This is a genomic window from Acidobacteriota bacterium (assembly GCA_028874215.1).
Lineage (GTDB): Bacteria > Acidobacteriota > UBA6911 > RPQK01 > JAJDTT01 > JAJDTT01.
In genome coordinates this window covers 36,498-49,239 of the sequence record JAPPLF010000042.1, presented here as the reverse complement: position 1 = coordinate 49,239, position 12,742 = coordinate 36,498, and the positions used below count along the sequence as shown (strand labels likewise).

Sequence of the window (12,742 nt, the reverse complement as noted above, 5' to 3'; positions counted from 1 at the left end):
TGTCAAGCAGAGAAAACCGAGCGTGGCATGACCCGGCGGTCGACACCCCCCGGGCGGCTGGCCGTGTGCCGCTCTCTCCTATAGAATCTGCCTCCATGCGAGGATTCATTCTCATGGCCTGGCTGCTGTGCCTTGCGGTCCTGCACGGATGTGGACCAGCGGATTCAGGCGGCGCTGACCCGGGAGAGAGACAGGACGAACTGCCCATCCCTTCGGTCACCATTTCCCTGAGTTCGAAGCTCACCAACCTGGACATTCTGGGCTCCACCCACCAGCCGAGCATTGTCACCCTGTACCTGATCGCCGGACAGCTCTTCCGGCTGAATCACGACTGGTCGGTCGAGCCGGAACTGGCCGAATCCATGGAGGTCTCCGGCGACGGCCTGACGGCGACCGTGACCCTGAAGGAGGGGTTGGTCTATTCGGACGGCACGCCGGTCACAAGCGGGGACGCCGTCTTCGCCTACACGCGAAACCGCGATCGTCCCGGACCGTACTTCCCGCTGCTGCTGCCGCCCATCCGGGAGGTCGAGGCGCCAGACCCCAAAACGGTCGTTTTCCACCTGAAGGAACCCTACCTGGATCTTCCGCTGGCATTGGCCCACATGGCCATGGGGCTCCATCCGCAGTCCCGGATCGAAGAGGACCCCGACTACTTCCTCCATCCGGTCAGCTCCGGTCCCTACGTGCTGAAGGAATGGATTCCCGGGGCTTCAAGGTGGGTGATCGAGGCCAATCCCAACTATGTCCGGGGTGCCATGGCCATCGAGCGGATCGAGCTGGTTGCCGTGCCCGACCCCACCTCCCGGGTGTTGCAACTGGCTGCCGGGACCATCGACTACGTGTACGACCTGCCGGTGACGGCGAGGGCTTCGTTGCCGGCGGGGGTCGAGACTTACCCCGCCCCTCACAACGGCCAGTACCACGTTGCCTTCAATGGCGGATTGGCGGACGGTCACCCCTTGCGGAACGCTCAGGTCCGGCAGGCGATCTCGCTGGCCATCGACCGGGATGAGGTCAATCAGAAGGCCTTCGGCGGCATTTCGCCTCCGGCCCGGGGATTCCAGTACGCGGGACCGCCGGAAAGCCTGTTCAACCTTCCCTTCGGCGGAAAGCGGAACCTTGAGGCCGCGCGGGAGCTGTTGGCCAAGACTCCCTTTAGTGACGGCTTCAGCGTGACGTTGCAGGCCTGGGGCCAGCGCAGCGGTTGGACCGATGCCGCTCTGGTCATTGCCGCCAACCTGCAAGACCTTGGAATCCAGGTTCAGGTGGAACCCCTGGAGGATGCCGTGGCCGGCTCCAATCTTCGTTCCGGCGGCTACGAGATGCAGTTTTCGGGCCTGGCCGCGGGTCCCATGAATTTCTTCAGGAGTCAATGGATTCCGGGGGCATTCTGGACCGAAGCCCTTCGCTACCGCAACCCGGAGGTGATCCGTCTGGTGAACTCGGCCTCCGTCGCCGTTGATTTCGACCGGAGAATCGAGCTCATCCATCGCGCCCAGGAACTGGCGCTTCAAGACATGCCGCTCGTCCCGATTTCGGAGCGGGTCGTTCTGGTCGGGAGCCGGATCGACCGGAAGATCCTGTTCGAAGCCAACCTCCCGCCCGGCACCAATCCCATGGTGGCAACCCTGGCCGAGTTGCAGCGACACTCTGACCCGTCTTCCACCGGTGAGTAGGTGAGTAACGGAGCGCCTCCCGATTCCGCCCGGACCGCACCCCCTGATGCCAGTGGCACCCACCTCCTCACCAGGAGCCTCCGCCATCTCGCCCGGGCCGCGTTGGCGGCGTTGGGCGTGCTGCTGGTCACCTTCACTCTGATCCATCTCATCCCCGGCGATCCGGTGGAACTCCTGTTGGGGGACGCCGCCACCGCGGAACTGGTTGCCAAGTACCGGGAGATCCTGGGACTCGAGGGGAGTCTTCCTCGACAGTTCGCCAGATACCTGGCGTCGGTGGCGCAGGGCGACCTGGGCACCTCGATTCAGACTGGACAGAGCGTCAACTCGGTCGTCGCCCGGACGCTTCCCATGACCGCCTGGCTGATCGGCGTGACGGTGTTGATGGCCCTCCTGATGGCGATTCCGCTGGGGGTTGCCGCCGCCCTGCTCCGCGGCACCTGGTTCGACCATGCCTTCCGGGTCGCCACCTCCGTCTCACTGGCCACTCCTTCCTTCTACTTCGGGCTGCTTCTCATCCTCCTCTTCGCGGTGCGCCTCGGTTGGGCCCCGGTGGCCGGGTATCAACCCGGGTTCCCGGGCAACCTCCGGTATCTCTGGCTCCCCGCCCTGACCATGAGCGGGGCTCTGGTCCCGATCCTGGCCCGGGTCCTCCAGAGTTCCATCGCCGAGACCATGGAGCAGGAGTTCGTCGAGACGGCCATCGTCCGGGGACTGCCGGCCCCGGTCCTGGTGTGGCGCTACTTGCTGCGGCCTTCGCTGGCCCCCACCATCAGCCTGTTGGGCTACATCCTGGGACAACTTCTGAGCGCCACGGTGGTGGTCGAGATCGTTTTCAATCTTCCGGGGATGGGGACGGCCCTGGTCGTCGAGGGGGTCCTGCTGCGCGACTATCCCGTGGTCCAGGGGATCGTCCTGATATTCGCGCTCATCGTGGTCATAGTCAGCTTCCTGTCCGATACGGTCAGCGGCTGGCTCGATCCGCGGATCCGAGTCTCATGAAGCAACTACGGCGGCTTCTGCCCGTGGATCTCAATCGTTCCGCCCTGGTCGGGATATCCATCGTCCTGCTGGTGATCGCCCTGAGCGTTCTGGTCCCTCTGCTCAGTCCCCACGATCCCGTCGGCGCCACCGGGCCTCCGTTGTCAGCCCCCGGCGGCGAACACCTCTTCGGCACCGATCAACTGGGAAGAGACGTCTTCACCCGGACCTTCGCCGCGGGCCGACTGGACCTGATCCTGGCGCTCATCGGGGTCTCGGTGCCGCTTCTCATCGGGACCTTCCTGGGAGCCGTTTTAGGGACGACCCGGAACCGTCTCGTGGCCTGGTTGTGGCTGATGCTGATCGACGCCATCAACGCCTTCCCCTTCGTGGTGCTGGTCATCGCCATCGTGGCGGTCGTGGGTCCGGGGGTCACCGGTCTCCTGATCGGGCTCGCGGCGGTGAACTGGGCCCGCTACGCTCGTATAGCGCGTTCCCGGGCCCTGATCCTGAGGAACGCCGACTTCGTGGAGGCGACCCGTGTCCTCGGGTATTCGCGGCTGCGGGTCCTGGTTTGGCACATCCTTCCCAACGTCTACAGCGAGACCGTCGCCTACGGACTGAGCGACTTCGTCATCGTGGTGTTGACCGTGTCGTCGCTCTCGTTTCTGGGGGCGGGAGTCAACCCTCCGACTCCCGAGTGGGGAGCCATGATCGCCGACGGCCGGCTCTACCTGCAGACGCAGTGGTGGATCACCGTCTTTCCCGGCCTGGCGCTCTCCCTGACCGCCATCGGCGTCGCGCTGCTGGCCCACGGAGTGTCCGGCCGGTACGCGGGGGAAAGCTAGTGAACATTGAATCCCCGATACTGCGAGTGGAGTCCCTGCGCATCGGCGTCCCGCGTGGCCGGGGAGACCTGTTGTCCATCGTGGACACGGCCGATTTCCACCTCCGTCGCCATCAGGCTCTGGGCATCGTCGGTGAGTCGGGCTCGGGCAAGACGATGCTCTGCCGCGCCTTGATGGGGACACTCCGGCGCCACGGAGCCGTAGTGGCTTCCGGCAGGATTCTCTATCGGGACCAGGACTTGGCGGGGGCCGACGAGAAGGTCTGGCGGCGGATCCGCGGCCGGCGCATCGGATACGTCCCGCAGAGTTCCCTGGCCGGACTCAATCCGGTTCTCACGGTCCGTACCCAGTTGACGGAGGCAATCCACGCGGCTCGCGACGTCTCCAACACGGAAGCGGATCATCAGGCGCTCCAGCTTCTGGACCTGGTGCGGATCCTCCGCCCCGGCCAAGTCCTGGAGATGCGTTCTCACGAGCTTTCCGGCGGTATGCGGCAGCGTGTCATGATCGCAGCGGCCCTGTCCCAGGAGCCCGAGATCTTGATCGCCGACGAGCCGACGACGGCGCTGGACGTGACGATCCAACGCGAGATCCTGAGCTTGATCAATCGGCTTCGGGAGCGTCTGAAGATGGCCCTGATCTTCGTCTCCCACGATCTGGCGGTGATCGAGGAGGTGTGCGACAGCGTGATGGTCATGTACGCCGGTGCGTCGGTCGAGAACGGCCCTCTGGACGCGGTGGTCAGGCATCCGCGCCATCCCTATACGCGAGCCTTGCTGGCGTCGCGGGTGGACCTGGCGGTGCCCGGAGAAGATCTGGAGACCATTCCAGGGGATCCGGCGTCTGTCGGCGCTTGGCCCGACGGTTGCCGCTTCTGGCCCCGCTGTTCATTGGCGGACGCCGACTGCCGCGAGGATGCCCAACCGCCTCTGGCGCCTGCCGGAATCCAACGGACGGCGTGTCTTCACCACGACCGCATGGAGGACGGTCCATGAGCGGACCGCTGCTGGAGGGGCGCAACATCACGGTCCGGTTCGGACGGGGTTCGGACGCGTTCGAGGCCGTCCGAGACGCCAGCCTTTCACTCAATCCGGCCGAGATCGTGGGCGTGGTCGGCGAAAGCGGCAGCGGTAAGACCACCCTTGCCCGGGCACTCGTTGGCCTCCAGCCGACGGTCTCCGGAACGGTGTTGTTGGAAGGCAGTCAGGTCTCGGCGCCCCACTCGCGAGAGCACGTCCCCAAGAACGAGCGCTGGAAGGTCCAGATGGTCTTCCAGGATCCATATTCGTCCCTGAACCCCCGGATGCGGGCGTGGTCGGCGGTGGCGGAAGCTCTCCAGGTGTGGCGGGGACTGACGCGCAAGCAGGCCCGGACGGAAGCCTTCTCGCTGCTTCAATCCATCGGCATCGACGAATCCCAGGCCCGACGATTTCCCAGGGCACTGTCGGGCGGCCAGCGCCAGCGGGTCAGCATCGCCCGGGCCCTGGCGCCCGAACCGAAGGTCCTGATTGCGGACGAGCCCACCTCCGCCATCGATCAGTCGGCGCAAGCCCGTCTCGCCAACCTCCTGCGACGGCTCCGGTCCCGACGGAACCTGGCCATCCTGTTTATTTCCCACGATTTGGCTCTGGTGCGATACCTGACCTCCCGGGTGCACGTGATGCGCCGGGGACGCATTGTGGAGGCGGGACCGACGGAGAAAGTCTTGCGGAAGCCACGACATGCATACACTCGCGCCCTGCTGGAGTCGCTGCCGGGTCGCGGGGGGCTGGGATCGGCAGGTTTCCAGCCACCGATCCGGTGGGAACGCAGGGGGACTGAAAGTCCCGCTTCCTAGCTCTACGCCGGGCGGATCCGGATGTTCTTCCAGCGGCACTTGGCGCCGGTCGGCCAACCCTTTCCACCATGGACCTGGACCGCGATGCTGCCGGGTTGGCCGACGCGGTTCACGATCTCCTGGCGGTTGTCGACATACTTCTGATTGGTCGTGGTCGGCCCGTCGAACTCGCAGATCTTCAGACCGTTGATCCAAGTGGTGATGTGCGGTTCGGTTCCGGTGATGAGGACCCGGGCCGTATTCCAGTCGTCGATCTTGTAGGCCTCGATGAATTCCTCCGGCGTGCACGACGAAACCAGCCCGGCCTCCTCCAGGGAGCGGCCGCCGATGGGCGTGAGACGGACCAATTGCTGATCCTGGTCCAGGACGCCATTGACCTCGAAGGTGGCGCTGTTGAATCCGAAGGTCCCTTCGCCGTAGAGAAACCCCATCTTCCCGTTGTCGTGATAGTCGACCATCATTTGTATGCACTGGCCCTTGTCGTTGCTGCGCAGAAAGAGTCCCGAGCAGACTCCCCAGTCCGGTTTGATGTCGATGGAGAGCTCGAAGTCCATGAACTTCTCGTCGGTGAGCAGGATGCCGCCGTTGCCCGAGCCGGGGGGATCCTGCTGACCCGTGATGGTTCCCTCCTCAACGGCCCACTGCCCACCGGTGCCGTGACCGATCTTCTCCGGGTTGGTGTGCCAGCCGTTCAGGGAGACTCCGTCGAACAGGGACTTCCATTCGGATTTGGTCGACTCCGGACCGGTTGACTCCGGATCGGGGGACGGTGCACAGCCCAATGCCGAGAATGCCGGAACGAAACCGGCGCACGCGGCGCTCCGGGAAACGGTTTCGATGAAACGGCGACGATCAATGTTCATTGCTCATGACCTCTGGACGCGTGGGTTGAATTCGGCGTTGCAGGCCTTGACCTTACGGGCTCAGAATTGATCTGGACAGCCGGGGCGACCCAAACGCAAATGTAGAATGCTTTGCTCTCGCGTTGAATGGGATTATAGGGTCTGAACAGCAAGCAAAACAACGGTTGGGCCAAAGGGAACCAAGACTCAACGCCACCGAGCACCCCTCGCACTGGACAATTGAAACGGTCCAGAGTTCAGGTTGTATTTTTCCTGCTTTCCTCCAATAATAGGATATGGAGGAACACAAGATGCCCCTGAACATCAAAGATGCTGAAACTCACGCACTGGCGAAACGGATCGCAAATCTGACCGGTGAATCGTTAACAAAGACTGTGAAGCACGCACTCGAAGCAAGGCTGGAGCAATTGGAAATCTTGAAGGGAACAACCTCGCGCGTCGAGGAACTGGACCATATAGCTCTGCAGTGCGCCAATTTGCCGAGACGTGACCAGCGGAGCGCCGACGAGATCATCGGTTACGACGCAAGTGGGCTGCCCACATGATGGTGATCGACACATCGGCGCTCGTCGCCATCATGGGAGACGAACCTGAGAGACGGCTCTTCAACGAGTTAATTGACGCGGCATCCAACACCTGTATCAGCGCAGCGAGTCTGCTCGAGACCCGCATCGTTCTCTTTGGCCGATCGGGCGACACAGCCCTCTTGGCATTGGATGCGTTTCTCCTGAAGTCCGGCATGACAGTCGTCGAGGTATCTCCACAGATTGCCGACATCGCATTCGATGCCTACCGGCGCTTCGGAAAAGGAACGGGCCATCCGGCGGTTTTGAACTATGGGAATTGCTTTTCTTACGCTCTAGCGAAGTTTCTGGCTGCCCCGCTTCTGTTCAAGGGCGGCGATTTTTTCCGAACCGATATTGTGCCGGCTACGGGATAAACTGACGGATGCTGGCCAGAAAGACACGAAAAACCGTGGGCATCGAAAGCCGGTACGTCCGGGATTTGCTGAGACAGAGCCTGACTGAAATCGGGAGGTGAAGGATGGGGCGTTTGGCGGACAAGGTGGCCATCGTTACAGGGGCCGGTCAGGGCTTGGGAGAATCCGTGGCGTTGCGGTTCGCGGCGGAAGGCGCGCGGGTGGCCGTTGTGGACGTGAACCCGCAGACGGCCGCGGAGACGGTGGAGAAAATCGGTGAGGCCGGTGGCGAAGCGATTACGATCGTGGCCGACTGCAGCGACGAGCAGGACACGGAGCGGATGGCGGAGACCACTCTGGAGCAGTTCGGCCGGATCGACGTCCTGGTGAACAACGCCGCCACTTTTGGAAGAGTGGCGCCGGTGTACGAGATCGATGCGGAGGTCTGGGACCGGATCATGCGGGTCAACCTGCGGGGCCCGTTTCTCTGCTCGAAGGCGGTGATTCCCCAGATGAAACGCCAGGGGGCCGGAAGCATCGTCTGTGTCTCCTCGGTGTCGGGCGTTCAGGGGAACGAGAACCAGGCTGACTACAACACCTCCAAGCACGGCCTCATCGGCCTGACCCGCTGCATCGCCCAGGACTGCGGCCTCGACGGCATCCGGGCCAACGCCGTCTGCCCCACCGGCATGAACACGCCCATGATGGCCAACACGCCGGCCGAGAACGTGGCGCCCTATGCGGGCCAGACGCTCATGTCCCGCTTCGCCGAGCCCAGCGAGGTGGCCAACGCGATCCTGTTCCTGGCCAGCGACGAGGCCTCCTACATCACCGGAGCCGTGCTGATGGTGGACGCCGGAATGACGGCGATCCAACCCTCCGGGCGGCAGATGGAAGTGGGGCAGGCCAGGTTTCTGGCGCGGTCTGCGAATCGGTAGGCTGATCTGCTGAACTCCGGTGGGATCGGAGGACGAAGAAGAACGGGGGACAGGAAAGTCCCCCCTCCTGCCGGGCCAGCGACGAAGCCTCCTACATCACCGGAGCCGTGCTGATGGTGGACGCCGGAATGACGGCGATCCAACCCTCCGGGCGGCAGATGGAAGTGGGGCAGGCCAGGTTTCTGGCGCGGTCTGCGAATCGGTAGGCTGATCTGCTGAACTCTGGTGGGATCGGAGGACGAAGAAGAACGGGGGACAGGAAAGTCCCCCCTCCTGGCGGAACGAAGAAGGGGGACAAGACTGTCCCCCTTCCCAGCGGGGTCAGGCTTTCTGGTGGTGTGGCTGCGGCTGATTCAACTCCAGGAGGTTCCCGTCCGGATCGTAGAAGAAGAGGACCACCCATCCTCCTTCCTCCGGCTCCCAGTACACGGGCGGAGAGACGAACTCGACGCCTTCTCCCTTCAGAAACTCGTGCGTCGCCTCGATGTCATCCACGTTGAAGCAGATATGCGCCGAAGGGACGTGGTGCAACGGGTACCGCCCCACCGGGCTCTTGGGGGTGATCCACTCGATCAGATCGAGGGTCATGCCCGGGTTCTCGGGCATCCTCAAGCGATACTCCCGGATCCTCACGTCGGGGAACCGGGTCATCTTGGAGACGCCCTGGATGTTCGTGTTCCCCGGCGTGGGGTGCTCGACGTATTCCTCCACCTCCAGACCCAGCAATTGGTGGTAGAAATGGAACGACCGGTCCAGATCGCTCACCATCAAGGCGATATGGTCCATCCTCGTGATCTTTTTCATCCCAGCCATCTCGACACCTCCTTCGGGCAAAGCGGTCCTCCCGGAAATCGGTCGGTACCGAAACACAACGTCATCATCTAGAATAAACCCTCATTGGGACTGACGACGGTCCGTCGGCAGATCATGACTCACCCCGACCCGGATGGTAAACGGAAATGCAAATGAAGACGAATCGACTCGGAGTCCGATGGATGGTTGCGGCGATTCTGGCCACAGCGGTCACACTGCCGGCCGGGCCCCCGGAAGAGTCCGAACCGGGGAAGATCGGCTACATCTCGCCGGAGATTCCGGAGGTGACTTTCCCGGAGTTGAAGGGCGAATGGCAGGAGGGGCTGGTTCCGGACACCCTGGACCTGGCGGAGCGGGCCCGGCTGTCCATCAACGCCCTGACCGAGTCGGCGGACCCGGACGCGGGTTACGAGATCTGGTGGCACGTGCTCCTGAACCGGAAGCCGCCCGTCCTGGTGCACGACTTCCATGACCTGAATGTCCAGTACAAGTTCCAGGAGGCGCTTCCGCTGCTCCGCTACGTCAGCGGCAGCGACCAGAACCTGGAAGTGGATCAGGCCTGGCCGGAGAACCTGCTGCGCATGCAGGGGGAGGACGGCCTGATCTACATGCCGTTCGAAGGCCGCCCCTGGGCCGGGTTCCATGCCGACTGGCTGGAGCAGAAGGGACTCAAGGAGACCCAGTTGGCCAGCACCGTCGCTCAAGGGGGATGGCTGGGCAACCTCGCCCTCTATTACCTGCTGAGCGGCGACGAGTACTGGAAGGAACGCTTGGAGAAACTGGTCGACGCCGTGGGCCGGTTGATGATCTACAAGGACGACTACTGCTACTTTCCCTTGATGGCGGTCAACCCGGATACGGAGGTTCCCCAGGACCGGGACGTCGTCGACCCGGACTGCACCCGGGAGGCGAGCGGGGCCGCCGCGGGTTGGATCATTCAGGGCCTCAGCCAGGCCTACCTGGCCATCGGTTACCAGCCGGCCCTGGACCTGGCCCGCAAACTGGCCATCTACATGACGCGCCATTCAGGCTGCTACGACTCGGAAGGGCGCTTCCGGGGCGTCCCCCACACCCACCTGCACACCCGCCCCATCTCCGGCCTGCTGGAATTCGCCATGGCCAGCAGGGACCAGGATTTCATCGAGTACTCGAAAAAGTCCTACGAATACGCCCGGGACTCCAGCGGCAGCGCCACCGTGGGATTCTTCCCCTCCACTCCGGGCGCCGGGGCTCAGTACTCGGCCAAGACGGTTCAGCAGGTGGCCAGATACGGCGTGGAGGGCTGCACGATAGCCGACATGGCGGCGCTGGCCATCAAGCTGAGCATCGCCGGGGCCGGGGACTACTGGGACGACGCCGACCGCTACCTGAGGAATCAGTTCGCCGAGATGCAACTGTTGAAGGGAGATTTCGTCAACCGGCTCCTGCCGGAGGATCGCTACGAGACCTGGAACCGGCCCGAGTTCGAGAGCTCCGACCGGACCGTGGAACGGAACATCGGCTCCGCCATGAGCCTGGCCTCCCCCAACGACTTCGTGGGGCATCCCCTGACCTGGCCGGACCGTCCCGATTCCGATCACCTGTTCCTCATGCATTGCTGCACCGGCAACCACGCCCGCGCCATCTGGTACGCCTGGAGACACCTGCTCCACCACCGGGACGGCGACGTGAAGGTCAATCTGCTCCTCAACCGGGTTTCTCCCTGGGCGGACGTCCAGAGCTATATCCCCTATGAAGGACAGGTGGACGTGAGGGTCAAGCAGCCGATCCGGCTCCAGGTTCGGATTCCCGATTGGACCGAAACGGAGAAGACGGTCTGCAGGGTGAATGAACAGACCCGAAAGGTGGGCTGGGAGGGGCGTTATGCCCAAGTGGGGAACGTGGCGCCGGGGGACGTGGTGACACTCTCCTTTCCCATCCAGGAGCGCACGGTCAAGGAAAAAATGTGGGGAGTCGATTTCAACCTGGTCGTGAAAGGCAACAGCGTCGTCTTCATCGATCCTCCCGGAAAATATTATCCCTTTTACCAGCGGGACCATTACCGGCAGGACCGGGTCCGATGGGTGAAACGCCGTCAATTCGTGGCCGCCGCTCCTCCGCTGGACTGGCCCTATTGACGCGCCCGGCGACTCTCCGGCCCCAGGCAGAACGGTCGATCACGCCATGAAACGAAAGTCGGCGTCATGGGGATTGTTTCCGATCGCGATAGCGGCACTGTGCGGCCTTTTCCCGGGTCATCTGTCCGCTGCCCCGATAGCGCTTCCGCCTGAACCGCCGCCGGTTCAGGCCACAGGTTCCGAACTGGAGCCGATTCCCTTCCCCAACCTGACGGCCATGGACGCGAACGTCCGGGAGCAGCTGGAGCGCGCCCGTTCCGACCTTGAAGAGACGACCCGACGGCCCGGCGCCACTCCGGAGCAGAGGGCTCTGGCCTATGGCCGAATGGGCCAGATGCTTCAGACCTACGACCTCCTGGAAGCGTCCGAGTCCTGCTACCGGAACGCTCTGCGGCTGGCGCCCCGGGACTATCGCTGGTCCCACTACCTGGCTCTCGGTTATCGGGCGAGAGGCGACCTGGACCGAGCCGGCGCCCAATACGCGCACGTCCTGACGTTGCGCCCCAACGACCTGGCGGCCGTGCTGGGCCTGGCCCGGATCGAGTTGGAGCAGGGCCGGACCGAGGAGGCGGCGAAACATTTCCAGCGGGCGCTGAAACTGGACCCGGCCTCGGCGGCGGCGATGGCGGGTCTTGGTGAAATCGCGGCGGCCGGACGCGACTACGCGAAGGCTGTCGAGCGCTATGAAGAGGCTCTCCGGCGACAACCTCAGGCCAGCAGCCTCCACTACCGGCTGGCCATGGCCTACCGCCAGTTGGGCCAGGTGGACAAGGCCCGGCTTCATCTTGGCAAGCAGGGGGACGGCGCCGTCAACTATCCCGATCCCTTGCTGGAAGAGCTGGTGAGAATGAAGACGGGACGCTGGCAACAGCGCGAGCAAGCCAACCGTCTACTCGAGACGGGACAACACGAAGAGGCCGTGCGGCTCTTTCGCCAGATGGTTGCCCAGGACCCCACCGACGCCCTGGCCCTCGTGGACCTGGGCACGGCCCTGGCGCAGATGGGCCGGGTCGAGGAGGCCGTCCAGCAGTTCGAGGCCGCCCTGCCTCATACCGCCTCCACGTCCCGGATCCATCTGAACCTGTCCATGGGACTGATCCAGATGGGTCGCGAGGAACAGGCTCTGGAGCACTGCCGCAAGTCCGTCGAAACGGATCCCAACTTCACCGAAGCCCACTTCCAGTTGGCCAACCTGCTGATGCGCCGGGGACGAGTCGACGAGGCGGTCCCCCACTACGGCAGGGTCGTCGAGCTGGATCCCGGCAACGCCTTCGCCCACTTCATGGGCGCCATGGCCCTGGTGAGGACCCAGAGGTGGAGGGAGGCCCGGTCGCGGCTGCAGGCGGGGCTGACGGCTCTACCCGAGGACACCGATCTGATGCACGCCCTGGCCCGGCTGCTGGCAGCCTGTCCAGACGCCGCCATCCGGAACGGACAGCAGGCACTGCGCCTCCTGCAGAAGGTGTTCGAACAAGTGAAGACCCCCGATTTCGAGCAGGTGGAGACGCTGGCCATGGTCTACGCCGAGCTGGGCCATTTCGATCGCGCCGTCCAGATGCAGAGGATGATGATCACCGAAGTGACCCGGGCCCAACGCTCCATGCTGGCCGATCTGCTGCAGGAAAACCTCACCCGGTATCAGCGAAAAGAAGCCTGCCGACAGCCGTGGCGGGAAAACGATCCCGTGTTTCAGCCGACACCCCTTCCCTTTTCGCTGCTCACTCTGCAGTGACGCGGGAGGGGCGGC

12 protein-coding genes are annotated in these 12,742 nt (G+C 63.8%); 10 read left to right on the top strand and 2 right to left on the bottom strand.

Annotated elements, in window-relative coordinates; all coding sequences use genetic code 11:
• The first annotated feature begins 95 nt into the window (after window positions 1-95).
• Genes OXT71_08120 through OXT71_08100 form a run of 5 tightly spaced genes read left to right on the top strand, consistent with a single transcriptional unit; the run spans window position 96 to window position 5,345 of the window.
• Window positions 96-1,679 carry an ABC transporter substrate-binding protein gene (locus tag OXT71_08120; GenBank protein ID MDE2926348.1) on the top strand — a complete coding sequence of 528 codons (1,584 nt, stop codon included), beginning with the start codon at window positions 96-98 and terminating at the stop codon, window positions 1,677-1,679.
• Window positions 1,680-2,681, top strand: coding sequence for an ABC transporter permease (locus tag OXT71_08115; GenBank protein ID MDE2926347.1), 1,002 nt, complete (start codon window positions 1,680-1,682; stop codon window positions 2,679-2,681). It abuts the gene before it with no gap.
• Window positions 2,678-3,508, top strand: coding sequence for an ABC transporter permease (locus OXT71_08110; protein ID MDE2926346.1), 831 nt, complete (start codon window positions 2,678-2,680; stop codon window positions 3,506-3,508). Before OXT71_08115 ends, OXT71_08110 begins: the two co-directional genes overlap by 4 nt.
• On the top strand, window positions 3,508-4,503 hold the full coding sequence (locus tag OXT71_08105; GenBank protein ID MDE2926345.1) for an ABC transporter ATP-binding protein: 996 nt from the start codon (window positions 3,508-3,510) through the stop codon (window positions 4,501-4,503). The genes OXT71_08110 and OXT71_08105 overlap by 1 nt, the downstream gene beginning before the upstream one ends.
• Window positions 4,500-5,345 carry an ABC transporter ATP-binding protein gene (locus OXT71_08100; protein MDE2926344.1) on the top strand — a complete coding sequence of 282 codons (846 nt, stop codon included), beginning with the start codon at window positions 4,500-4,502 and terminating at the stop codon, window positions 5,343-5,345. Before OXT71_08105 ends, OXT71_08100 begins: the two co-directional genes overlap by 4 nt.
• Before the next feature lie 2 nt (window positions 5,346-5,347).
• On the opposite strand, the gene OXT71_08095 is transcribed toward OXT71_08100, so the two are convergent.
• Window positions 5,348-6,208: a DUF1080 domain-containing protein gene (locus tag OXT71_08095; protein MDE2926343.1), complete on the bottom strand. Its 861-nt coding sequence runs from the start codon at window positions 6,206-6,208 to the stop codon at window positions 5,348-5,350.
• 290 nt (window positions 6,209-6,498) lie between these two features.
• Between OXT71_08095 and OXT71_08090 the strand changes: the two genes are divergently transcribed.
• From OXT71_08090 to OXT71_08080, 3 genes are all read left to right on the top strand, one after another.
• Window positions 6,499-6,753 (top strand): type II toxin-antitoxin system VapB family antitoxin, encoded by a 255-nt coding sequence (locus tag OXT71_08090; protein MDE2926342.1) that lies wholly within the window; start codon window positions 6,499-6,501, stop codon window positions 6,751-6,753.
• Complete coding sequence (locus OXT71_08085) at window positions 6,750-7,148, top strand: type II toxin-antitoxin system VapC family toxin (protein ID MDE2926341.1); 399 nt, start codon at window positions 6,750-6,752, stop codon at window positions 7,146-7,148. Before OXT71_08090 ends, OXT71_08085 begins: the two co-directional genes overlap by 4 nt.
• A gap of 104 nt (window positions 7,149-7,252) precedes the next feature.
• Window positions 7,253-8,065 carry an SDR family NAD(P)-dependent oxidoreductase gene (locus OXT71_08080; GenBank protein MDE2926340.1) on the top strand — a complete coding sequence of 271 codons (813 nt, stop codon included), beginning with the start codon at window positions 7,253-7,255 and terminating at the stop codon, window positions 8,063-8,065.
• A gap of 321 nt (window positions 8,066-8,386) precedes the next feature.
• On the opposite strand, the gene OXT71_08075 is transcribed toward OXT71_08080, so the two are convergent.
• The gene (locus OXT71_08075) at window positions 8,387-8,869 is read right to left on the bottom strand and encodes a VOC family protein (GenBank protein MDE2926339.1); all 483 of its coding nucleotides are present in this window, start codon (window positions 8,867-8,869) and stop codon (window positions 8,387-8,389) included.
• 161 nt (window positions 8,870-9,030) lie between these two features.
• Here OXT71_08075 and OXT71_08070 point away from each other — a divergent pair, with 161 nt between their 5' ends.
• Window positions 9,031-10,995: a glycoside hydrolase family 127 protein gene (locus tag OXT71_08070; protein MDE2926338.1), complete on the top strand. Its 1,965-nt coding sequence runs from the start codon at window positions 9,031-9,033 to the stop codon at window positions 10,993-10,995.
• Window positions 10,996-11,041: 46 nt separating this feature from the next.
• A complete protein-coding gene (locus OXT71_08065; GenBank protein ID MDE2926337.1) occupies window positions 11,042-12,727 on the top strand; it encodes a tetratricopeptide repeat protein in 1,686 nt (561 codons plus the stop codon).
• The last annotated feature ends 15 nt before the right edge of the window (window positions 12,728-12,742 follow it).